This is a genomic window from Reyranella sp. GW821-FHT12G01 (assembly GCF_058806575.1).
Genome location: NZ_JBXAPV010000002.1, coordinates 342,483 through 363,499, shown reverse-complemented (window position 1 = coordinate 363,499; position 21,017 = coordinate 342,483). Strand labels below are relative to the sequence as shown.

Here is a 21,017-nt window from a genome sequence, read left to right as displayed (position 1 = left end):
TGTTCAATGACCGTTACGCACAATGCCGCGCAGCAAAGGTACGAGCTGGCGGTCGATCATGGTCTGGCGATCGCCGCCTATCGCCAGCAGGGTGACAGCCGCATCTTCACCCACACCGAAGTCCCGCCCGAGGACGAAGGCAAGGGCATCGGCGCAAAGGTGGTGAAGGCAGCACTTGAGGATACCCGCCGCAGCGGCTTCAAGATCGTGCCGGCCTGCAGTTTCGTGGTTGCCTACGTGCGCCGCCATCCCGAGTTCGACGACAGCAAGCGCTGATCAGGGTTTTACGACCAGGAAGGCCACCAGCGTGGCCGCCGCGGTCGCCACCGCGCCCCAGGCGAGATCGACCGCACTCACGGCCATCGGCCAGCCGCGCAACGTCGCGAGATTGGTGATGTCGTAGGCGGCGTAAACGCAGAAGCCGAACAGGCCGCCATAGAGGAGGGCGCTGGGCCACGTCCCGGCGTTCACCGCCAACGGCACCGCGAAGACGGCGATGCCGGCCGCGTGGATGAGATAGAACAGGATCGCCACGCTCCAGATCGGTGTATCCAAGAGCATCTGCCCCAGTCGCGCCTTGTAGAACTCGCGACTGACGACGCCGAGCCACAGCGCATCCAGGATGGCCAGTACGACGAGCGCGACGAAATAGCTGACCACCAGGGTTTTCATGGTGCGCAGTGTAGCCTAGCCGTGCGGGACAAGCAGGTACCAGGCAAGGGCAAGAGCTGCGACCGCGCCGATTGAGGACAGGGTGAGAACGAGAAAGACTCGGCCGGTCGCAACGCCGCTTCGGGCCTCCGTGGGGGTGAGTTCGGGCTGCATCGGGTACTCCAGTGTTGGGTGTTCACTTCACCAACGCTGTCTCGGCAAGGAGGGTTGCCCGGCGGAACCGACGCGAGCGACCCGGCGTTACCCGCACAACAACTGCCAATGCGCACAAGGAGCGAGCAATGTTGTACTGGGCCCTCATGTTTCTCGTGATCGCGCTGCTGGCCGGCATTTTCGGTTTCGGCGGCATAGCCTCGACGGCGACCGGCATGGCGCAGATCCTGTTCGTGATCGCGCTGGTGCTGTTTATCGTCAGCCTGTTCGCGGGCTTCGTTCGCCGCAATCTTTAAGCGGCGAAATGATCGCGGAGCAGGGAACGGGCTTCGTTCCCTGCTGCACGATCCAGGCAATTGACGATGGCGACCCGGAAGCCGCCGGGTGGCATTGCGTGGCGCTCGGGCGCCACACTTTCATGGAAAGTGATCTGCGCGCTCGAGACATCCTGCATCTCCTCGATGCGTCGAAGGAGAGACTGCGGTGGATGCCGGTAGCGCCGCCCATGCGGCATGAAGAGGACGACGCTGTAGCCCGTGCGCCTGTCCCGGTCGTCGAACTTCCATTTGCGCTTCGCATAGAGCCCGACCAGCGCGTCCACCCAGCCGTCGCCGTAGAGATCGGGCCATTGATCGGCGAAGCGCAGATGCACCTCGATGATGCGTCCGCCGATCGTCTCCAGATTGATCATGCCGGTGTAGCCAGCGAGATGCTCGCGACACCAATCGCCCGCCCAGGCTTCGACGGCGGGCTCCGAGCGTGCGCGGATTTCCCAGTAGTCGAAGGTGCCGTCAGTGCCAGCAATGCCAGCAGCGTGCCGCCACCACTTCGGCACGCCATTGACCAGCGCGACGTCGCTGCTGATGTGCTCACCTTCGAGCAGGGGCATCCACATGTGACCCGGCTGGTAGGCGGCCTCGTAATCCGCCTGTGACCGCAGCGTTCGGCTGCCGACCCCCATGCCCTTCAAGTTGTAGATCGGCTTGGAGAAAACGGGATAGGCGGGCGGTGTTACGCCATGCGGCGCGGCCTGGAGGCCCTGGCGGGTCGCCACCGCCAGCTTGTCGTAGGCCCAGCGATGATCGGGATTCCACAACCAGGCGTCGGAGTCCTCAGTTGGTATGAAGACGTCCGCAGGGCAATCCACTCTCTCGAAATATTGAGTGCGCCACGGATCGATCTCGCAAATCGGCACTTGCTTCCCTCACGTATAGGAGTGGACGCTGACAAGGTGGTCGTGCGCCGTCGGCCTTGCAACCGGCTCGCGCGGCACCACGTTAGGACTGCGGAGGTCCCGTGCCCAAGACGATAACGCGTTCCGTGCAGGCGCACGGCCTCGACTATTTCCAGACAGTCCGATCTCGTACCGAGGAACTCGCCGCGCCGCTGTCGGCCGAGGACCAGACGGTGCAGTCGATGCCTGATGCCAGTCCGACCAAATGGCACCTGGCGCACACGACGTGGTTCTTCGAGACATTCGTGCTGCGACCGCATGCGAAGGATTACCGCGTCTTCGATCCGGCTTTCGAATATCTCTTCAATTCCTATTACGAGGCCGTCGGTCCCCGGCATCCCAGGCCTCAGCGCGGGTTGATCACCCGGCCGGGCGTAGAGGAAGTGCTGGCCTACCGCCGGCATGTCACGGCGGCGATGCTGGACTTCCTGGGTGGGGATCACGGCGCTGCAGAGCTCGTGGAGTTGGGACTGCATCACGAGCAACAGCATCAGGAGCTGATCCTGATGGACATCAAGCATGCGTTGTCGATGAACCCGCTGCGGCCGGCCTATCGGATGCCGCGCGTGCGGGACGCCGGCGCGGCCGGTTCACTGGAATGGCGCGAGTTCGAAGGCGGGCTGATCGAGACCGGCCATGACGGGCAGGGGTTCGCTTTCGACAATGAAGGCCCGCGCCATCGGTCGTGGGTCGATGCCTTCGCGCTTGCGATGCGGCCGGTGAATTGCGGCGAGTACATCGCCTTCATGGAGGATGGCGGCTACCGTCGGGCGGAGTTCTGGCTGTCGGCCGGATGGGACTGCGTCAACCAGCGCGGATGGGACGCGCCTCTCTACTGGGAGAAGAAGAACGACGCGTGGCATGTGTTCACGCTGTCCGGCCTCGAACGGGTCGATCCCTCGCGGCCGGTCTGCCATGTCAGCGCCTTCGAGGCGGCGGCCTTCGCCAAATGGGCAGGCAAGCGCCTGCCGCGTGAAGCCGAATGGGAGGTCGCGGCCGAGGCGGTGCAGGGCACCGGCGAAGTCTGGGAATGGACCGCCAGTCCCTACGTCGCCTATCCGGGCTATCGCGAACCGCCGGGCGCCATCGGCGAATACAACGGCAAGTTCATGGCCAGCCAAATGGTGCTGCGCGGCGGATGCGCCGCGACGCCGCCCGGCCATGTCCGATCGACCTATCGCAATTTCTTTCCGCCCGACGCGCGTTGGATGTTCGGGGGAATTCGTCTCGCGGAGGATCTCCGATGAACGTGCCGCTTCTGGCGATCGACGACGGCGAGGTCGCCGATCGCGAAGACTTCCGGCGTGAGGTCCTTGCGGGCCTTAGCGGCTCGCCTCGCGCCATCCCCGCAAAGTTCCTCTACGACGCCCGCGGCTCGGCGTTGTTCGACGCGATCTGCGAACTGCCGGAGTATTATCCGACGCGGACCGAGACCGAGATCCTGCGCAAGTACGCGAGCGAGATCGCGCGACTTGCCGGGCCGGGATGCGCGCTCGTCGAATATGGCAGCGGCTCGAGTGTGAAGACGCGCCTGTTGCTCGAGGCGATGCCCGATCTCCATGCCTATGTGCCGATCGACATCTCGCGCCAGCATCTCGATGCGACGGCGGCGCGCCTGCGCGAGGATTATCCGGGGCTGCGGGTCGATCCCGTGAGCGGCGACTACATGGCGCTCGATGCACTTCCGCCCGCGATCAACGGCGCGCGGCGCATCGGCTTCTTTCCGGGCTCGACCATCGGCAACCTGACGCCGGAGGAGGCTGTCCTCTTCCTGCGCCGCGCGCGTCGCCTGCTGCGTGCCGACGGCGCGCTGGTCCTGGGTGTCGATCTCAAGAAGGATCCGCAGCGTCTGCACGACGCCTACAACGATGCGGCGGGAGTCACCGCGCAGTTCACGCTGAACCTGCTGCGGCGCATGAACCGCGAGCTCGATGCCAACTTCGATCTGTCGGCCTTCGCCCACGAAGCCTTCTACAATGAGGCCGAGGGCCGGATAGAAATCTACTTCCGCAGCCTGCGCGACCAGACCGTCACGGTCATGGGCCGTCGCTTCGTCTTCGCCGAAGGCGAGCGGGTCCACACCGAGTATTCGTACAAGTACGACGAGGCCGGCATCGCTGACCTCGCGCGGCGTGGTGGCTTCTCGATCGGCCATACCTGGACCGATCCGGCGCGGCTCTTCGCGGTCGTCTTCCTGACGTGAACCCCCAAAACAGGCAGCCCGCCCCTGAGAAGCTCAGGGACGGGCTTGGTGTAGGGCCGGACGGGGAGAGAGGCGTTGCTGAGCGGGGGCAGAGGCAACGCCAATTATCCAGCCATGTGAAAGAAACGGCGATTGCCGTGTGAAAGTTGCCGACTGGCCAGAAAAAAGATCAGACCGCCTAATTCATTGATTTTACGAGATTAATTGTCTGCCGGCTTACGCTGGATGCCACCAGCGGCCCGCCAGAACGACACCCGCCGAGAGGAGTCGCCGGTCACCGACCAGCTTCTCGCCGATCGAATCGGCGTAGTCGAACTTGCCGCTCACCTGGTCGATTACCGTGGCCTCGCCGACGCTGCCGACCTTGAGGGTGCCGAGATCGGGCCGCTTGATCGCCGCCGCCGCATTCGTGGTTGAAAGCTTGATCACCGTCGCGAGGTCGACGCCGAGGCACAGGAATTTCGACATGGTGGTGAGGAGGTCGAAGGCCGGGCCCTCGATCGAGATCGCGTGCACGTCAGAGGAGATCACGTCGGGCATGAAGCCCGCCGCCAGCATCTTGCGGGTCGTGCCGAAGCCGAACGAGCCGCCGCCATGGCCGATGTCGAAGATCACGCCGCGCGCCCGTGCCGCCACGATCTCGTCGCGGACCTTGCCGTCGGGCTGGACCGGCGCGTTGGGGAAGGGGCGGAAGCAGTGGGTGAGGATGTCGCCGGGGCGCAGGCGGCTCACCACCTCGTGGCGCGACGGCGGCGGCGAGTCGAGATGCGCCATCATCGGCAGGCCGGCTTCCTCGGCGACGTCGAGCGCGATGTCGAGCGGCATGATGCCGGAATCGCCGCTGGCCGATTTGCCGACGCGCACCTTCACGCCAAGGATCAGGTCCTTGTGCTCGCGCGCCACGCGAACCGCCTCGCGCGCATCGAGCAGTCGCATGTCGGCGCTCTCGCCCACCATCACCGTCTTGGAGAAGGCGAAGATGCCGGGGAAGGAGACGTTGAGGAACGGCAGGATGCGGACCGGCGAGGTCTCAATCACGTGCTTGCGGAAGCCGTGGAAGTTGCCGGGTCCGGCGCTGCCGGCATCGATGAAGGTCGTGACGCCGCCCGAGCGCGCGAGCAGTTCGGCCTCGACGCCGAGCGAGGTGCCACCCCAGTAGACGTGGGTGTGCAGGTCGATCAGGCCCGGCGAGACGATCTTGCCCGCGACGTCGCGCGTGTCCTTGCCCGACAGCTCGTCGCCGATGGCGGCGACCTTGCCGCCCGCGAAGGCGATGTCGGTCACCTTGTCGATGCCCTGCGAGGGATCGATGACGCGGCCGCCCTTGAGAACCAGATCGTTCATGCTCTTGTCTTCCTTCCAACGCGTATCACTTGCCCATCCTACTCCACTCGCGGCCCAACGCCCCAGCGCGAGGCAAAGCGAGGCCTTCGAGACCCAGCCAGTCGGCCATCAGCCGAAGCTCCTCGCGCATCGGGCCGGCGACGTCGCGCGCCTCGATGCCCGGTTCGAGGTGGGCGGCCGGCACCAGCAGCTTCGAGTTGGCGCGGTCCGACTTCAGGTCGACGCGACCCACCAGTCGGTCGCCCAGCAGGAAGGGCAGGACGTAGTAGCCGTGTTTGCGCTTGGCGACCGGCGTGTAGATCTCGATGCGATAGAAGAAGTCGAAGATCCGCTCGGTGCGATCGCGCTCCCAGATCAACGGATCGAACGGCGCCAGCAGGGCGCGGGCCTCGATCTGGCGCGGCTGACGTGCCGCAGGATCGAGGAAGGCCGGTCGGTTCCAGCCCTCGACCTCGACCGGGATCAGGTCGCCCGCTTCGACGAGTTCGGCCAGCCGCGCCTTGGTGTCGGCGACGGGCAGGCGATAATAGTCGCGCAGGTCGAACTCGGTCGCGACGCCCAGCGCGCGGGCGGACAGGCGCAGCAGCTCGCGCTGCGCTTCCTCGGGCGATGGCGTCGGCAGCGATTGGATGGCGGCCGGCAGCACACGCTCGGTGAGATCGTAGACCCGCTCGAACGTGCCGCGCCGCGTCGCCGTCGTGACGGTGCCGGCGAAGAACAGCCATTCGAGCGCCAGCTTGCCGTCGTTCCAGCCCCACCAGGGACCGCGCTTGGGCCCACCGTCGGCCAGCTCGGAGGCGGCGATAGGGCCGCGATCCTCGACCTCGCGGCGGACCTCCTCGATGTAGGCCGCCTTCTCGCGACGGAACTCCTGCAGCTTGCCCTTGCTGGTGCCGGCGGCGGCGCGGTCCATGCGCCAGCGCAGCAGCGGCTGGGAGGCGAGCGGCAGCAGCGAGGCTTCGTGCGCCCAGAACTCGAACAGGCCGCGGCGGCTCTTGCGGCCCCAGGCGAGACTATCGAGATGCGCGCTGTCGTAGTTGCCGAGGCGCGAGAACAGCGGAAGGTAGTGGGCGCGCGCCAGCACGTTGACCGAGTCGATCTGCAGCAGGCCCAGCCGGTCGATGGCACGCTTCACATGGCCGAGATTGGCAGTGTCGTCGGGACGTTGGTTGCCGAAACCCTGGGCCGCCAGCGCGATGCGCCGCGCGGCGGCGGCCGAAACTTTCTGACGCTTCACGAACGATGCCCCGATTTGCCAGCGCACAGACTTACCGATGAAGGCAGGCCGTGCAACCGCCGTGAAATGCAGGCGTTGCAGTCAATTCCGTGCTCAATGGATCGGAAGGAAGTCGTCATGGAAGTCCATCGCGGGCGTTTGATCGATCATCTCCACCTGAAGGTGAAGGATCTCGAAGCCTCGAAGCGATTCTATAAGGCCGCGTTGGCGGCGCTCGAAATCCCGCTCGTCGAGGGCGAGGGGCATTTCTTTGCCGACGAGCTGTGGGTCGATGTCGGACCGGCGGTGGCGCATGTCCACTTCGCCTTCCAGGCGAAGGACCGCGCCATGGTCGACCGCTTCCATGCGGCGGTGCTGGCGGCCGGCGGTCGCGACAACGGGGCGCCGGGCGAGCGGAGCTATCATCCGGGTTATTACGCGGCCTTCGCGCTCGACCCCGACGGCAACAACGTCGAGGCGGTCTATCATGGTCCGCACAAACGCTCGTCGGAGAGCGTGCACATCACCTGGTAAGCGATCAGTTCGGCTTGACCATCGCCTTCAGCGCCTGCTCGTCGATGAACCGCGCGAGCAGGTTGGCGCCGAGCGCCGACCAGTGGGCGCCGGTGGGCGCGAAGAGATCGGCCTTGTCGCCCTTGTAGTCCTTCACGACGTCGTTGGAATCGATCACCGGCACACCCATCTCGCGCGCGATCGCGGCGCCTTCCTTCGAGTAGCGCAGCAGCAGCCGGTTCTGGCCGATCTCGTGGATGCCGCCCATGATGACGTAGAGCGGCTTGGCGTTGTTCTTCCGGATCAGCTCGATGAACTCGCGCAGGGTCTGGTTGAAGTTTTCCCGCACCTCCGGGACGATCGGATATTCGGGCGTCTGCCCGCCCGCCGGCGCCACGCCGAACAGGTTCGTGTATTCGAGGAAACGCACGATCATCGAGTTGCGCTTGAGCCAGCGCGCCTGGTCGAGGTTCTTGCTGAACAGGCCGTGCCGTCCGGCTGCCAGCTCGCTCTTGAGATCGACGCCGTCGGCGATCAGATGGCCGAAGTTGGCCTCCTCGTTCAGGCCTGAATAGATGATCACGACATCGGGCTTGAGCTTCGGCAAGTCGCGCTTGGCACGCGCCACTTCCTGGCCGATCGACCAGACGATCGCACCGGCGTTCAGCACCTGGGACTGCGGCCCGGCATATTTGCGCAGTTCTTCCTGCAGGCGCAGCGGCCACGCCTGGTCGGTTTCGAGATTGTAGCAAAACGTCGTCGAGCCGCCGTAGGCGATCACGCGGATCGAGTTCGGCGGCTTGGGATCGAGCACGTCCTCCTTGTTGCGGAAGCCGTAATTGTTGGTCTCGGAGTTCGAGTTGTAGGCATTGGAGGCGTGGATCGCGCCGATCTCCGAATCGTAGGTCCAGAGGCCATAGGACTTGCCGGCCACGCCATACTTGAAATGCATGATCGCGTAGCCCGCACCTTCGAGCAGCAGGATGCCGGCGACCGGGAATCCGATCAGCAGGATCAGGCTGAAGAGCACCTTCTTCCACAGGGGAAGGCTGGCTGTCGTCGTTTTGGCGGGGGCGGGCATGCGTTGGTCTCGGCGGGCTGAATGTCGGCGGGACTATCGGTCAGGGGCGGGCGGGGTTCAACGCGGGAGTGCCGGCCGGCCTACTTCGCCTCGAGGCGCTTCAGTGCCTTTGCAACGGCTTCGGCCTGGCGGTTTGAGACATGACCGTTGGCCTTGAATTCAAGGACGACCTTCTTGAGGAACGGACTGCGCTCGGTGTGAAGTTCGGCGCGCTTCATCAGGCCTTCGTGGATGTGAGCGGGCCCGCGATCGCGGGCGGCGCGGCGCGCGCGCACCACCTGGATCACGATGGCGACGACAAGCGCGGTGACGACGACGATGATGATTTCAGTCAATTGCATGATTTCCACGCGGCAACGTTGGCGGCGAGATGATCAGCGCCAAACATCGAGCAGACGAGCGCGTCGCAGCGGCAGGCTTCGCCCAAGGCGGGCAGGAGGGTGGCCAGCGTCGTGAGCGCGCCGCCGCTCTCGGCCTGCTGGCGCATGAAGGTGAAGGGCGAATGCGCGATGAATCGCACGTCGCGCCACTGCGCCGGCAGAGAAAGCAGTGTCGCGCTGACGGGCACCTGCACCACCGCGCCGGCCAGCAGATCCGTGGCTGCAAGAAACTCGAGCCCTTCCAGCAGGTCGCCTTCGACCGAGAAGCCGAAGCGCCGGATCGTGCCGGCACGTTGCAGGCCCTTGAACCAGGCGCCGACTTCTTCGAGGCCCGGACGGTCGGGCGAGAAGTTATGCAGGAGAAGATCGTCGATGTAGGTGACGCCGAGTTGAGCAAGGCTCGTCTGCAGGCTGCCGGCCAGTACGTCGATCTCGTAGGTGCGAACAGGCTGGAAGCTTTCGGAACTGGCGACCTTGCGCACCTGCGCCTTGAGACCCGGCGCGAGCGTGAGCAGCGAACGGGCGACGGACTTGGCCAGGCCGAGCAGGGGCGTGTTGCGCACCGGCAGGATGCCGCATTTGGTGACGATGCGAATGTCCTCTCGGCGGTGCCTGCCCAGCACCGCACCGACGACGCCCTCGGCCTCGCCCCAGCCATAGGAGCGCGCCGTGTCGAAATGGCGAATGCCGGCGGCATGGGCGCGTTCGAGGGCGGCGCTGCCGGCGCGTCGCGAGACGCGCCCCATGATGGCGGCGGTGCCGAAGCCGAGGGCAGGAACGGTCATTGGTAACGCAACTGGAGCATCAGCCGGTCGCCCGTCTGCGGCGGCAGGGCCTTGTGATAGCAGGACGCGTCTTCGAGGAAGCCGAAACCCGCCGGTCCTTCCAGCGTGCGCTCGGCCTCGCGCCCGTAGGTCTCCCATACCTGGGCATCGCTGAGCCGCGCGCTGCCCAACAAGTGGCCGAGGCGCTTGTGGCGACTGCTTCCGGCAATCAGCGCATGGGCGCCGTTCTTCGCCGTCGTGTCGAGCAGGTAGAAGTTGGCGTACATGAAGTTGAAGCCGTCGACATCGTAGTGATAGTCGATGGTCTGGGCGGCCTCTCGCCGTTGCTCGGCGGAAAGTTGATTGGCCAGGCTCCAGAACAGCCAGCTCGAGACCTGGCGCGGCCGGTAACCCAGGAACAACGAGGCTGCCTCGTAGAGATATTTGTCGCCGGCGATCGTGCGCACGATCTCGAGCTTCGATGATTCGTGAACGGTCGCCAGCGCGATGGTCCCGCGCGTCCCGGCCAGTGTTGCGTAGTTTCCGATCGGGTCGTCCTTGGCATTGAGCTGCCGCTGTCGCGCCTGCGCCTGAAGCTCGGCCAGGGCGGCGTCATCGAGGCGCGGCCCCAGCGAATAGGAGTGCCGTCGCATTTCCTCGACCTGCTCGGCGGCGCTGCGCGAGGACAGGACATGACCGGAACGCGCGACCTCGACGGTCGAGTTCGTAGGCTTGTAGAGATCGCCGATCCTGAGCGGTGTGGCTGGGACGAGGCCATCTTTCAGGCCGTTCAGGGCCGAATAGGCGTCGCGCACGGTCGCGAACCGCCCCAGCACATAATGCGGCTCGTGCATCACCTTGGTTCCCAGCCGCTTGATGCGCTGGAAGTGTCGTGAGGCGAAGCCTGCCATGCCGGTCCCTGCAGTGCGCCCGCCGTCAGGCGAGCGCCGTCTCCGCGCGCTGCGCCATCGCCAGCAGCGGCCGGTCGTGCAGGCGAGGGGCGACGATCTGCATTCCCACCGGCAGCCCGTCGCGGCCGGTGCCGCAGGGGATCGAGATGCCCGGTACGAGCGCCAGGTTGAACAGCGGCGTGAAGGCGGCGTGGCCGCGCGGGCCGACCTCCTTGTTCTCGATGATCTTCGGATAGACCTGCTCGACCGGCCAGGCGACGCAGGCGGTCGTCGGTGTCAGCAGGTAGTCGTATTCGGTGAAGAACTGCGCCACTGAACGCGCGCAGGCATCGGCGAAGCGGAACGCCGCGACGACGTCGGTGCCCGGCACGGAGCGTCCGCGCTCGATCAGGCCCGTGATATTGTCGCCGAACAGATCTTTGTCGGCCGCCTGCCGCTCGCCATAGAGCAGCGCCGAGGCCGAACTGTTCACGGCCGCGAAGGCGGTCTCGGTCGTTTCGTCCGGCCAGGCGATGTCGGCTTCCTCGATGTGCCAGCCGGCGGCGCGCAGCTTCGCGACCGCGGCCTCGAAGGAAGCCATGACATCGGGATCGACCGCGACGCCGAGGCCGAGGCGAGAACTCACGGCGATGCGTGGCGTGCTGGGCGGCGGCACGTCGAGCAGCGCCACCGAATGCGGATCGCGGCGATCAGGACCGGCCATCACCTCGAACGCGACCTTCGCGTCAGCGACGGTGCGGCCCATCGGCGCCGTCACGCCGTAGAGTGGGCCGTAGGCGCCGCCGAAGCCGAAGGGCGAGGGAATGGCGCCGGCCGAAGTCTTCAGGCCGACGACGCCGCAATGCGAGGCCGGCCGGCGGCCCGAGCCGCCACCGTCGGTGCCGAGCGCGATCGGCGTGAAGCCGGCCGCGAGGGCGGCCGCCGCGCCGCCGGAAGAGCCGCCGGGCGTCAGCGCAGGATTGTGGGGATTGCGCGAAGGGCCATAGACCTTGTTCTCGGTGTGGCCCTTGGCCGCCATCTCCGGCGTGTTGGTCATGCCGAGGAAGATGCCGCCCGCCGCCTTCAGGCGCTCGACGGCGACGGCATCGCGCGGCGGCTTGAAGTCCTTGTAGAGGAGCGAGCCGTTGGTGACCGTGCGGCCCTGCACCCAGGTCGTGTCCTTGACCGTGTAGGGAACGCCCAGGATGGCGCCGTCGAAACCCTGCTTGCGTTTGGCATCGACGGCATCGGCCGAGGCGCGTGCTTCGGCGGGATCGAAATCGACGATGGCGGTGAGCTGCTTGTTCCGCGCCTCGACGCGGGCGATGGCCATCTCGGCCACGTCGCGTGCCCTGGTCTTGCCCGTCCGCACGGCGGCGGCAATGGCGGCGGCGCCCTGATCCAGCAACTCGGTCATCTGCATTTTCCTCAATCTGCCCACTTCCTTAGCATGATAGCGTGCGCCGCCATGACGTTGGAGAGCGACCTATACGCACCGGTGAAGGCCCTGCTCGAAGGACAGGGCTACGTGGTCAAGGGCGAGGTGCGGGGCTGCGACGTGGTCGCGGTCCGGGGCAAGGAGCCGCCTGTCGTGGTCGAGCTGAAGCGGGCTTTCGGGTTGGGGCTCGTGCTGCAGGGCGTCGACCGGCTGGCGTTGACGGATCTGGTCTATCTCGCGGTCGGCCAGTGGCCCAAGCAGATGAAGAACGTGAAGAAGCTCTGCCGCCGGCTGGGGCTGGGCTTCATCGTGGTCGCCAAGGACAAGGCCGACGTGGTGCTCGATCCCGTTCCCTACGTGCCGCGCCAGAACAAGCGCAAGGCGGGCCGCATGCTGGGCGAGCATGCGCGGCGCGTCGGCGACCCCAATCTCGGCGGGCAGGCGATGCGGGCGCCGCTGATGACGGCCTACCGCCAGGAGGCGCTGCGGTGCGCCGAACTGCTGGCGGCGAACGGGCCGATGAAGGTGGCCGCCCTGCGCGCAGCCTGTGACGCACCCAAAGCGGCCCAGATCCTGCAACAGGACGTCTATGGCTGGTTCGAGAGGGTGGAGCGCGGTGTCTATGCGATCACGCCGAAGGGGCGGGAAGGTCTGGAGCGGTTCGACCGCAAGCCGGTCTGAATGCTGATCGCGCACCTCTCCGATCCGCACGTCCGTCCCGATGGCGAGCTCTATCAGGGCGTCGTGGATTCCAACGCGCAGTTCGCGGCCGCGATCGCGCATGTGAATGCACTCGACCCGCGGCCCGATCTCGTGCTGCTGAGCGGCGACCTCGTGGATCACGGCCATGCCGACGAATACGCGATGCTCGCGCGGCTTCTGGCCGATCTGAAGATCCCGGTGCTGGCCATTCCCGGCAACCACGACGAGCGCGAAGCCTTCAGGACGACCTTCGCTGGCCAGAACTGGCTACCGGCGGACGGACCGGTGAATTACGTGCTGGGAGATCATGGACCGGTGCGCATCGTTGCGTTCGACGTGACCTTGTCTGGCCTGCATCACGGCGTGGTGAGCGAGGAGGGCGCGGCCTGGCTCGACGGCGTGCTCGCGGCGGAACCGACGCGGCCGACGATCGTCATGATGCACCAGCCGCCGTTCGATACCGGCATTCCCTACATGGATCCCTATTCCTGCCGCGAAGGACAGCGGCTGGCGGCGGTGCTGGCGCGCCATCCGCAAGTCGAGCGCCTGCTGTGCGGCCACGTCCATCGCGTCATGCAGTTGCGCTTCGGCGGCACGACCCTGTGCACCGCACCGTCCACAACGACGGCCATTGCGCTGCAGCTTCGGCCGGATGCCAAGCCGGCGTCCCATATCGAGCCACCGGCGATGCTGCTGCATCACTGGCAGGAAGGGACGGGGCTGATCACGCACTTCGTCCCGATCGGGACGTTCCCCGGGCCTTATCCCTTCGCCTGAGCGGGTCGCTTCGCCTTCAGTTTGAGGAGCTTCGCGGCGTTGCCGCCTAAAATCGCCTGCTTGTCGGCGGCGGTGAGCTTCGCGCCCGACACGAACTCGATGGGTTCGTACATGCCCATGTCGAAGGGATAGTCGGTGCCCATCAGGATATGGTCGCTGCCGTAGGTCTTCACGAGATATTCGAGCTGGCTCTCCTCGAACACGATCGTGTCGAAGTACATCTTCTTCAGGTACCAGCTCGGCTTCTTCTTGATGCACAGGCGACAGTCCGAACGCGCGCCGTGGGCATGGTCCATGCGGCCGGCATAGGCGGGCAGGAAGCCGCCGCCATGCGCCACGCAGACCTTGAGCTTGGGATAGGCGTCGAGCACGCCGCCGAAGATCAGGTGGCTGACGGCCATGGTCGAATCGAGCGGGTTGCCGATCACGTTGCTGAAATAGTGCTCGGAGAAGCGGCGCCCGTCGGGAAAGCCGTTGGGATGCAGGAAGACCAGCACGCCCAGTTCTTCCGCCTTGGCGAATACCGGCCGGAACCTCTCTTCGGAAAGATCGGCGCCCGCGACATTGGTGCAGAGCTCGACGCCGCGCAGGCCGAGCGTCTTCACCGCGCGCTCCAGCTCGGCCACGGCGAACTCGGGCGCTTGCATCGGTACGGTGCCGAGGCCGACGAGGCGGTCCGGATGCTTCGCCACGGTTGCCGCGATGTTGTCGTTGATAAGGCGCGCGGCGTCGCGGCCGAGTTCGGGCGGCGTCCAATAGAAATATTGCGGCGGCGCGGGCGAGATCGCCTGTATGTCGACGCCCATCCTGTCCATGTCGGCGATGCGGCGCTCGACCGAGGTGAGCATCGGGCGGACCGTTTCGGTCTGCGCCTTCTGGACCGCGCGCGTCGCTTCGTTGGAGAAGCGGCCCATCGGTTCGTCGGGCGCGATGCCGGAGGCGGCGACCAGCGCGGCGGCCTCGGGCGAGACGATGTGACAGTGGATGTCGATGACCGGCCCCGACGTCTTGCGGGCGCCTCGTTTGACGGCGGCGGCGAGACGGCGCGGCCTCGGATCACAGGTGTAGAGCATGGCGGCGGTCCTTCCGTTCCGTTGTCACGGAAACGATAGGCCCGCCGCCACGGTCGTCAAATCACTCCTCAGAAAATCTGGAGGAAGATCATGTAGAGGCTGGCCGAGAGTGCGATGGCGCAGGGCAGGGTGAGCACCCAGGCCATCAGCAGGTTGCGGACCGTGGCCCATTGCAGGCCCGAGCCGTTGGCCGCCATCGTGCCGGCGACGCCCGACGACAGGACGTGTGTCGTCGAGACAGGCAGGCCGTAGATGTCGGCGGCGGCGATGGTGCCGGCGGCCACCAGCTCGGCCGACGCGCCCTGCGCGTAGGTGAGATGGCTCTTGCCGATCTTCTCGCCGACGGTCACGACGATGCGCTTCCAGCCGATCATGGTGCCGAGGCCGAGGGCAATCGCCACGGCAACCTTCACCCAGGTCGGGATGAAGCGCGTCGCCATGTCGAGTTCCTTCTTGTAGGTGTTGAGTACCGCCACCTCAGGCTTGCTGAGCGAGTTCTCCTTGTCCTTCATCAGGAAGCGAATGGCTTCCGAGGCGAGGTACATGTCGTTACGCGTGTTGCTGACGGCATCGGCCGGGATCTTGTCGACCGAGCCGTACTTGGTCACCTGATCGGAGATCTCCTTCACGAGAGCGGCGAGAGAGACGTAGGTGCCCTCGTTCATCTTGCGCTGCGACACGAAGGTCGTGACGGCGGGGCGCGGATTGCCGATCGCGTTGTAGCCGGCGGCCTGCTTCTCGATCACGACCGCGGCGGCGGCAGAAGCCGCCTGGAAGGATTCGACATAGGCGGGCGCCGGCGTGCGGTTCAGCGCATAGGCCGTGGGCACCGTGCCGATCAGGATCAGCATGATCAGGCCCATGCCCTTCTGGCCGTCGTTCGAGCCGTGCGCGAAGCTGACGCCGGTGCAGGTCAGGATCAGGATGCCGCGGATCCACCACGGCGGCGGCTGCTGGCCCTTCGGCTCGGCGTAGAGCGCGGGATTGCGCACCATCACCTTCAGCGACAGCAGCACGAGGCCGGCGGCGCAGAAGCCGAACAGCGGCGAGAGCAGCAGCGCGTAGCCGATCTCCGTCGCCTTGCTCCAGTCGACGCCCGAGGTGCCGTCCATGCCGCGCGACAGCGCGTTGGCGATGCCGACGCCGATGATCGAGCCGATCAGGGTGTGCGAGCTGGACGCCGGGAGGCCGAGCCACCAGGTGCCGAGGTTCCAGACGATGGCGGCGATCAGCAGGGCGAAGACCATGGCGAAGCCGGCGCTGCTGCCGACCTGCAGGATCAGTTCGACCGGCAGGAGCGAGACGATGCCGAACGCCACGGCGCCGGTGGAGGTCAGCACGCCCAGGAAATTGAAGACGCCCGACCAGACGACGGCGAACTCGGCCGGGAGCGAATGGGTGTAGATGACGGTCGCAACTGCATTCGCTGTGTCATGGAAGCCGTTCACGAACTCGAAACCGAGCGCGATCAGCAGCGCCACGAACAGCAGCAGGTAGGGCAGGAAGGTGGTGATCTTGGTGCCTGACGCCTGGACGTCCGAATAGACGCTGTAGATGACGTAGAGAAAGCCCGCCGTGAGGAGGCCGACGAACAGGATCAGTGAAAGCGGATTGAAACCTTTGTCGAGATTTGGTCGTGAACCGCCGGCGGCCGGTTCGATCGGCGGCGCCTGCATCGCGATGTTTGTCATGATTCTCCCCCTTGAGAAGTGGGATGATCATCGCCGGGTGATTTGACGCCCGAATGACATTTGGATTCAGACGAGATGCAACCTAGTCACCCTCCAGGCATTATAGCGCTCTGATGCGAACCCTCGAAATCGTCCACCGCACTCGCTACGAATATTCAGAACCGGTGTCCCTCGGCGATCACCGGCTGATGTTCCGGCCGCGCGACAGCCACGACCTGCGGCTTCTGCACACTGGTCTCGTGATCGAGCCGGCGGCCCACGTGCGATGGATCCACGACCCGTTTGGCAATTCCATTGCCATCGCCTCGTTCGACGCTCCGACCCAGGTGCTGGAACTGGTCAGCACGATCCAGCTCGAACATTTCGGCGTGCCGCCCGAGCTACCGCCGATCGAGGAATTCGCCCGGACCCTGCCGTTCAGCTACGCCTCCGAAGAAGCGCCCGATCTCGCGCGCTACATCGAGCGTTCCTATCCCGATCCGAACTCGGTGGTCGGCCCATGGACCAAGCAGTTCATGGAAGGCGAGGGCGGGAACGATACGTTCGCGCTGCTGACGCGGCTGTGCACGGGCATCCAGGAAAAACTGAAGTACGCGATGCGCTTCGAGATCGGCACGCAATTGCCGGCGGTGACGCTCGAGACCGGCGGTGGCACCTGCCGTGACTATGCGCTGCTGATGATCGAGTGCTGCCGTTCGCTCGGCCTCGCGGCGCGCTTCATCACCGGCTACCTCTACGATCCTGCGCTCGACACCGCGCCGGGCGAGGCGACGACGCACGCCTATCCCCATGCGTGGATGGAGGTCTATCTGCCAGGCGCCGGCTGGGTGGAGTTCGATCCGACCAACGGAATCATCGGCAGCGAGCGGCTGATCCGCGTGGCGGTCGGCCGCGATCCCGAGCAGGCGATGCCGATCAAGGGCACGTTCACCGGTTCTCCCGATGTCACGGTCAATGCAGCCGTCGACGTGCAGGTCCACACGCTGACCCCGGCGCCGCTTCCCGATCCGGCAATACCGCTCGACCCTGTGCCTTCACAGGGCTCGTCCGAGGCACCGTTTCCGCCCGCCGTGCCGGCTCCTGCCGGCGTTCCGGGCGCTCCGCCCGCAGCTCCCCAGACGGTACCCGCGTAAGCCCTTTGACATCGCCGTTCGGCGGCGGTTGAGTGGGCGCGCGACGCGACACGTGCCGACTGTATCTGGGGGCGGATTTCTGGGCATTTCAATCGATGGGCTGGTGCGTGGCCTGCTGGGCCTCGGCGGGGCACTTCTCGTCTGGCTGGCCTGGCCGGTGACGAGAAGCGCCTGGCAGGCTCAACAGGCCGATACGGCGACCACGGCACTCCGCCTCAACTACAAGATCACCCTCGACGCGCTGCTGAACGCCATCGATGCGCTCGACCGCGCCGTCGATTCCGACCCCACCGCGAGCCGCCATTTCCAGCGCTCCGAGCTGCTGGTCGGCGCGGCGATGTCGCCCAATTTCGCGCCGACGGCCCAGCAGCGTACCGAATGGCTGAAACGCGCCCAGGACGATCTCGATGTCGGATTGGGGAACGATCCCGCTCGCGGTCTGCAGTGGCTGCGGCTCGCGTCCGTCCGGCTGGCGGCGGAAGGGCCCTCGCAGCGGTCGGTCGCGCCGCTGCTGATGTCGATCGACACCGCGCCGATGCTGCTGCCGCTGTGGCCGGCCCGGCTCAGGCTGATCCTTGACAACTGGCAGGTGCTGACGGCCTCGCAGCGCGAGAAAGTCGCGCTGTACGTCGCGCGGACCTGGCAGCTTTCGCCGCGGCACGACTGGTTTGCCGACACCATCCGGAACTCGATCGACGAGCTGTTCGTCCGCTACTTCGTGCGCAATGAGCCGGGAGCACAGGAAGAACTCACGCGCCTGCTGAACGAGCGCAGGAAAAAGAAGCCATGATCGAATGGACGGAGAAGGGGCACGAGGCCGGCGTGGTCATCCTGCGCGACTGGCGCTGGTTTGCCCGTCGCGCGATCGACAAGACCACAGCCTTCGTGTTCTTCGCCATGGTCGTCCTGGCCGCTCTGCCAATGGGGGCCAACCGCGACTGGGCGTGGGGGCCGCTCTGCGTGATGCTCGGCCTGATTTCCATACCTATATCGCTGGGGCTGGGGGGCCGCGACGGCCATTCCGTGGGGACGGTCGAGCGGCCGCCGTTGCTGGCCTTGGCCGGCTGCTGGCTGTTCTTCGTGGCGTTCGCGCTCTGGCAGATGACGACGTGGACGCCGCTCACCGCCGATGCCTGGCTGTTCCAGCGCGCCGCCGAGATCCTGGGCAGCGCCCATGCGCCGATCCCGGCGATCGCCGCCGACGCGGCGCGAAACTCCCTGCTGAAGTGCGTGGCGTGCGCGCTGATCTTCCTGATGGCGCGGGCCGTCTGTCGCGACCGCGACAATGCGAGATGGTTCCTCGTCGCGCTGGTCGCCAGCGGCGTGCTGGTCGTGGCTTACGGCATCGCCATGCAGATGGCGACGAACTCCTGTTATCTCGGCAGTTATCTTCGAAAGCAGTTCGAACTCACTGCCCAGGATCGTTGCCCGATGGGCGGCACCTTCGTGAACAGCAACTCGTTCGCCTGCTACATGGGGATGTGCATCGTCGCGGCCCTTGCCCTGGTCTTCAGCAGCCACCGCAAGAAGAGCAGCGTGAACGTCCCCTATGGCTACGACGACGAGGATGAGGATGTCCGCCTCATCGACTGGTTCACCGGTCCCCGCGTCGTGTTCCTCGCCGTGTCGTTGCTGATGCTGGGCGGCATGCTGATGTCGGCCTCGCGCGCCGGCTTCGGGGCATCCGCGGCGGGCATCCTGATCCTTGGCCTGCTGCTGATGCAGGGGCGCTGGCGGTCGCGCCCCGACCTCGGCCGCATCTTCTTCGCAGGCCTCGCTTTGTTCGTCGTGGTCGGCCTCATCGCCGGCAGTGCGTTGCTTTCCAAGTTTGCGGTGTCGGTCGACGATTCATCGCGCCTGCGCATCTGGTCGGCCGCGCTCCAGGCGATCGGCATGTCGCCCTGGCTGGGCTGGGGGCTGGGCAGCTTCGGCGACGTGTTCTCGCTCCTGCAGCCGGGCAACAGCCTGCAGCCCAACGATATCGCGCATTCGACGCCGCTCGAGACGGTCGTGGAGCTGGGCATCTTCGCATCGATCCCTGCAATGGCGGTGGTGGTATTGCCGTGGTTGGTCTGCCTGCGTGGCGCCATCAAGCGGCGGATTGCGCATCGCTACCTGCCGGCCGCGGCCTTCGCGGTGGCGGCGGTTCCGATCCTGCATTCCCTGATCGACTTCAGCCTGCAGATGCCGGCCATCGGCTTCGTCACCTCGGCCCTGCTCGGCATGGGATGGGCACAGGCATTCGGTCGCAGAGAGCAGTTCGAGCAAAGCTTTACGTCGCGGGAACAATCGCGATAAAAGCATTGTCGGTGCAAGTATGCTATTGGGACGCCGATGGCCGGAAACATCCGGCCTCCCGGCGGTAGCGTATGATGGGACGCAGCCGGCCAGCCGAAAGCAGGGGCCCGCTCGGTCTACATGGGGAGACGGCGTGCGGAGAGCGATCACGGCCGGGGAAGAGGCGTCGCCCGACGAGCAGCGGACGACCAGGACACCGCGCATGCGGTCCGCCCCGCAGCGTTTCATCGAGACCTGGGTCGACGCGGTTCTCGGCTTCCTGTTCTGCGTCGTGCTGCCGATTCCGCTCTATGCGACCGACGAGCCGTTCAATGGTCCGTTCGACGCCTCGGAACTCACCATCATCACGACGGCCATCGCTTACGCGATCGTCTGGTATTGCGGGCGGCGGCTCGACGCCTTTCCCGGCGCGGGCCTGAACGCCGCGCAGGTCGCGCCGGTCGCGATCATCACCTACGCGGTCATCGCTGCGTGCCTGCTGTTGCTGCGCCTCGAATATTCGCGCGTCCAGCTCTTCGGCAGCGGCTTCCTGACGGTGCTTTGGATGGCGGTGATCGCCCAGCTTCGTGGGCGATACCTCGTGCGGAACTACGCCGTGACGCCTCATTCGGCGATTGCCTCGATGCCACGGCTTCCGACCTGCCGCTGGCTCGACTTCGACGATGTCCGCCAACGTCGCCTGAGGGTCGACGCGATCGTGGCCGACCTGAGTGGCGATCTGGGAGAGGGACAACTCGCGGCGCTTGCCGATGCGGCCATCGCGGGCGTGCCGGTTCTCGACCGGCGTTATGTCGTGGAGAACATGACCGGCCGCACGCCGCTCAGCGGCCTGTCGCCCAACGAATTCGGCTCACTGTTGCCGTCGCGCCAGTATCTCGTTGTCCGCCGCGCCCTCGAATGGGGCATGACCGTCCTCTTCCTGCCGCTGCTGCTGCCGATCCTGGCGATCGTGGCGCTCATCATCCGGTTCGACAGCCCCGGTCCGGTCTTCTTCCTGCAGACCCGCATCGGCCGGCGGGGCCGGGCATTCCGCATGATCAAGTTCCGCACGATGTTCGTGGGCGTGCCTGGCCCCAGCTTCACGACCTCGTCGGACCCGCGCATCACGCGCAGCGGCCACTATCTCCGGCTCTGCCGGCTGGACGAGCTGCCGCAGCTCTTCAACATCCTGAAGGGCGACATGAGCTGGGTCGGCCCGCGCCCCGAGGCCGCCTCGCTGGAGCAGGGCTATGTGCGCGACATCGAGCACTTCGCACTGCGCGGCATCGTGCGGCCCGGCGTCACCGGCTGGGCGCAGATCAACCAGGGCTATGCCCACGAAGCCGACGCCATGCGTGCCAAGCTGGAGTACGACCTCTATTACCTGAAGCACTGTTCGCTGTGGCTCGACATGGTCATCGTCCTGCGGACCTTCGCGGTGGTGTTCCGCGGCACCGGCGCGCGCTAAGCTCGGGC

General features: G+C 66.0%; 22 protein-coding genes. 11 read left to right on the top strand and 11 right to left on the bottom strand.

Features of this window, described 5'->3' with window-relative positions:
• Nucleotides 1-6 precede the first annotated feature (6 nt).
• On the top strand, nt 7-276 hold the full coding sequence (locus AC1RP5_RS21145) for a GNAT family N-acetyltransferase (protein ID WP_493113974.1): 270 nt from the start codon (nt 7-9) through the stop codon (nt 274-276).
• Here AC1RP5_RS21145 and AC1RP5_RS21140 read toward each other — a convergent pair whose 3' ends face one another.
• Nucleotides 277-672, bottom strand: coding sequence for a DUF2177 family protein (locus tag AC1RP5_RS21140; RefSeq protein ID WP_493113973.1), 396 nt, complete (start codon nt 670-672; stop codon nt 277-279).
• A gap of 281 nt (nt 673-953) precedes the next feature.
• Here AC1RP5_RS21140 and AC1RP5_RS21135 point away from each other — a divergent pair, with 281 nt between their 5' ends.
• Complete coding sequence (locus AC1RP5_RS21135; protein ID WP_493113965.1) at nt 954-1,121, top strand: DUF1328 domain-containing protein; 168 nt, start codon at nt 954-956, stop codon at nt 1,119-1,121.
• Here AC1RP5_RS21135 and AC1RP5_RS21130 read toward each other — a convergent pair.
• Nucleotides 1,118-2,020, bottom strand: coding sequence for a hypothetical protein (locus AC1RP5_RS21130; protein ID WP_493113964.1), 903 nt, complete (start codon nt 2,018-2,020; stop codon nt 1,118-1,120). The two genes, AC1RP5_RS21135 and AC1RP5_RS21130, sit on opposite strands and share 4 nt — an antisense overlap.
• A gap of 101 nt (nt 2,021-2,121) precedes the next feature.
• On the opposite strand from AC1RP5_RS21130, the gene egtB reads away from it, so the two are divergent.
• Together egtB and egtD are read left to right on the top strand one after the other, a co-directional pair.
• Entirely contained in the window at nt 2,122-3,306 is a 1,185-nt protein-coding gene (gene egtB / locus AC1RP5_RS21125) for an ergothioneine biosynthesis protein EgtB (RefSeq protein WP_493113962.1), read from the top strand.
• Nucleotides 3,303-4,262: an L-histidine N(alpha)-methyltransferase gene (gene egtD / locus AC1RP5_RS21120; protein ID WP_493113961.1), complete on the top strand. Its 960-nt coding sequence runs from the start codon at nt 3,303-3,305 to the stop codon at nt 4,260-4,262. Before egtB ends, egtD begins: the two co-directional genes overlap by 4 nt.
• Nucleotides 4,263-4,478: 216 nt before the next feature.
• On the opposite strand, the gene AC1RP5_RS21115 is transcribed toward egtD, so the two are convergent.
• The gene (locus tag AC1RP5_RS21115; protein ID WP_493113959.1) at nt 4,479-5,606 is read right to left on the bottom strand and encodes an amidohydrolase/deacetylase family metallohydrolase; all 1,128 of its coding nucleotides are present in this window, start codon (nt 5,604-5,606) and stop codon (nt 4,479-4,481) included.
• 25 nt (nt 5,607-5,631) lie between these two features.
• On the bottom strand, nt 5,632-6,843 hold the full coding sequence (locus tag AC1RP5_RS21110) for a winged helix-turn-helix domain-containing protein (RefSeq protein ID WP_493113957.1): 1,212 nt from the start codon (nt 6,841-6,843) through the stop codon (nt 5,632-5,634).
• 117 nt (nt 6,844-6,960) lie between these two features.
• On the opposite strand from AC1RP5_RS21110, the gene AC1RP5_RS21105 reads away from it, so the two are divergent.
• Complete coding sequence (locus AC1RP5_RS21105; RefSeq protein ID WP_493113956.1) at nt 6,961-7,356, top strand: VOC family protein; 396 nt, start codon at nt 6,961-6,963, stop codon at nt 7,354-7,356.
• A gap of 4 nt (nt 7,357-7,360) precedes the next feature.
• On the opposite strand, the gene AC1RP5_RS21100 is transcribed toward AC1RP5_RS21105, so the two are convergent.
• The 5 genes from AC1RP5_RS21100 to AC1RP5_RS21080 form a co-directional block, all read right to left on the bottom strand.
• On the bottom strand, nt 7,361-8,416 hold the full coding sequence (locus AC1RP5_RS21100; protein ID WP_493113954.1) for an SGNH/GDSL hydrolase family protein: 1,056 nt from the start codon (nt 8,414-8,416) through the stop codon (nt 7,361-7,363).
• 80 nt (nt 8,417-8,496) lie between these two features.
• Nucleotides 8,497-8,757: a hypothetical protein gene (locus tag AC1RP5_RS21095; RefSeq protein ID WP_493113952.1), complete on the bottom strand. Its 261-nt coding sequence runs from the start codon at nt 8,755-8,757 to the stop codon at nt 8,497-8,499.
• A complete protein-coding gene (locus AC1RP5_RS21090; RefSeq protein ID WP_493113950.1) occupies nt 8,748-9,581 on the bottom strand; it encodes an aldo/keto reductase in 834 nt (277 codons plus the stop codon). The genes AC1RP5_RS21095 and AC1RP5_RS21090 overlap by 10 nt, the downstream gene beginning before the upstream one ends.
• Nucleotides 9,578-10,471 (bottom strand): hypothetical protein, encoded by an 894-nt coding sequence (locus AC1RP5_RS21085; protein WP_493113948.1) that lies wholly within the window; start codon nt 10,469-10,471, stop codon nt 9,578-9,580. The genes AC1RP5_RS21090 and AC1RP5_RS21085 overlap by 4 nt, the downstream gene beginning before the upstream one ends.
• Before the next feature lie 25 nt (nt 10,472-10,496).
• Complete coding sequence (locus AC1RP5_RS21080) at nt 10,497-11,867, bottom strand: amidase (protein WP_493113947.1); 1,371 nt, start codon at nt 11,865-11,867, stop codon at nt 10,497-10,499.
• A 51-nt stretch (nt 11,868-11,918) separates the two neighbouring features.
• Between AC1RP5_RS21080 and AC1RP5_RS21075 the strand changes: the two genes are divergently transcribed.
• Entirely contained in the window at nt 11,919-12,569 is a 651-nt protein-coding gene (locus AC1RP5_RS21075; protein ID WP_493113945.1) for a DUF2161 domain-containing phosphodiesterase, read from the top strand.
• Entirely contained in the window at nt 12,570-13,367 is a 798-nt protein-coding gene (locus AC1RP5_RS21070) for a phosphodiesterase (RefSeq protein WP_493113943.1), read from the top strand. It begins immediately after the preceding gene.
• Here AC1RP5_RS21070 and AC1RP5_RS21065 read toward each other — a convergent pair.
• Nucleotides 13,352-14,440 (bottom strand): amidohydrolase family protein, encoded by a 1,089-nt coding sequence (locus tag AC1RP5_RS21065; RefSeq protein ID WP_493113942.1) that lies wholly within the window; start codon nt 14,438-14,440, stop codon nt 13,352-13,354. The two genes, AC1RP5_RS21070 and AC1RP5_RS21065, sit on opposite strands and share 16 nt — an antisense overlap.
• A gap of 68 nt (nt 14,441-14,508) precedes the next feature.
• Entirely contained in the window at nt 14,509-16,131 is a 1,623-nt protein-coding gene (locus AC1RP5_RS21060; protein ID WP_493113941.1) for an inorganic phosphate transporter, read from the bottom strand.
• A gap of 113 nt (nt 16,132-16,244) precedes the next feature.
• Here AC1RP5_RS21060 and AC1RP5_RS21055 point away from each other — a divergent pair, with 113 nt between their 5' ends.
• The 4 genes from AC1RP5_RS21055 to AC1RP5_RS21040 all read left to right on the top strand — a co-directional run bounded on the left by AC1RP5_RS21055 (nt 16,245) and on the right by AC1RP5_RS21040 (nt 21,009).
• Nucleotides 16,245-17,264: a transglutaminase family protein gene (locus AC1RP5_RS21055; RefSeq protein WP_493113939.1), complete on the top strand. Its 1,020-nt coding sequence runs from the start codon at nt 16,245-16,247 to the stop codon at nt 17,262-17,264.
• A gap of 103 nt (nt 17,265-17,367) precedes the next feature.
• Nucleotides 17,368-18,054: a hypothetical protein gene (locus AC1RP5_RS21050; protein WP_493113938.1), complete on the top strand. Its 687-nt coding sequence runs from the start codon at nt 17,368-17,370 to the stop codon at nt 18,052-18,054.
• On the top strand, nt 18,051-19,562 hold the full coding sequence (locus AC1RP5_RS21045; RefSeq protein WP_493113936.1) for an O-antigen ligase family protein: 1,512 nt from the start codon (nt 18,051-18,053) through the stop codon (nt 19,560-19,562). The genes AC1RP5_RS21050 and AC1RP5_RS21045 overlap by 4 nt, the downstream gene beginning before the upstream one ends.
• Nucleotides 19,563-19,764: 202 nt before the next feature.
• Nucleotides 19,765-21,009 carry a sugar transferase gene (locus tag AC1RP5_RS21040; protein WP_493113935.1) on the top strand — a complete coding sequence of 415 codons (1,245 nt, stop codon included), beginning with the start codon at nt 19,765-19,767 and terminating at the stop codon, nt 21,007-21,009.
• Nucleotides 21,010-21,017: the final 8 nt, after the last annotated feature.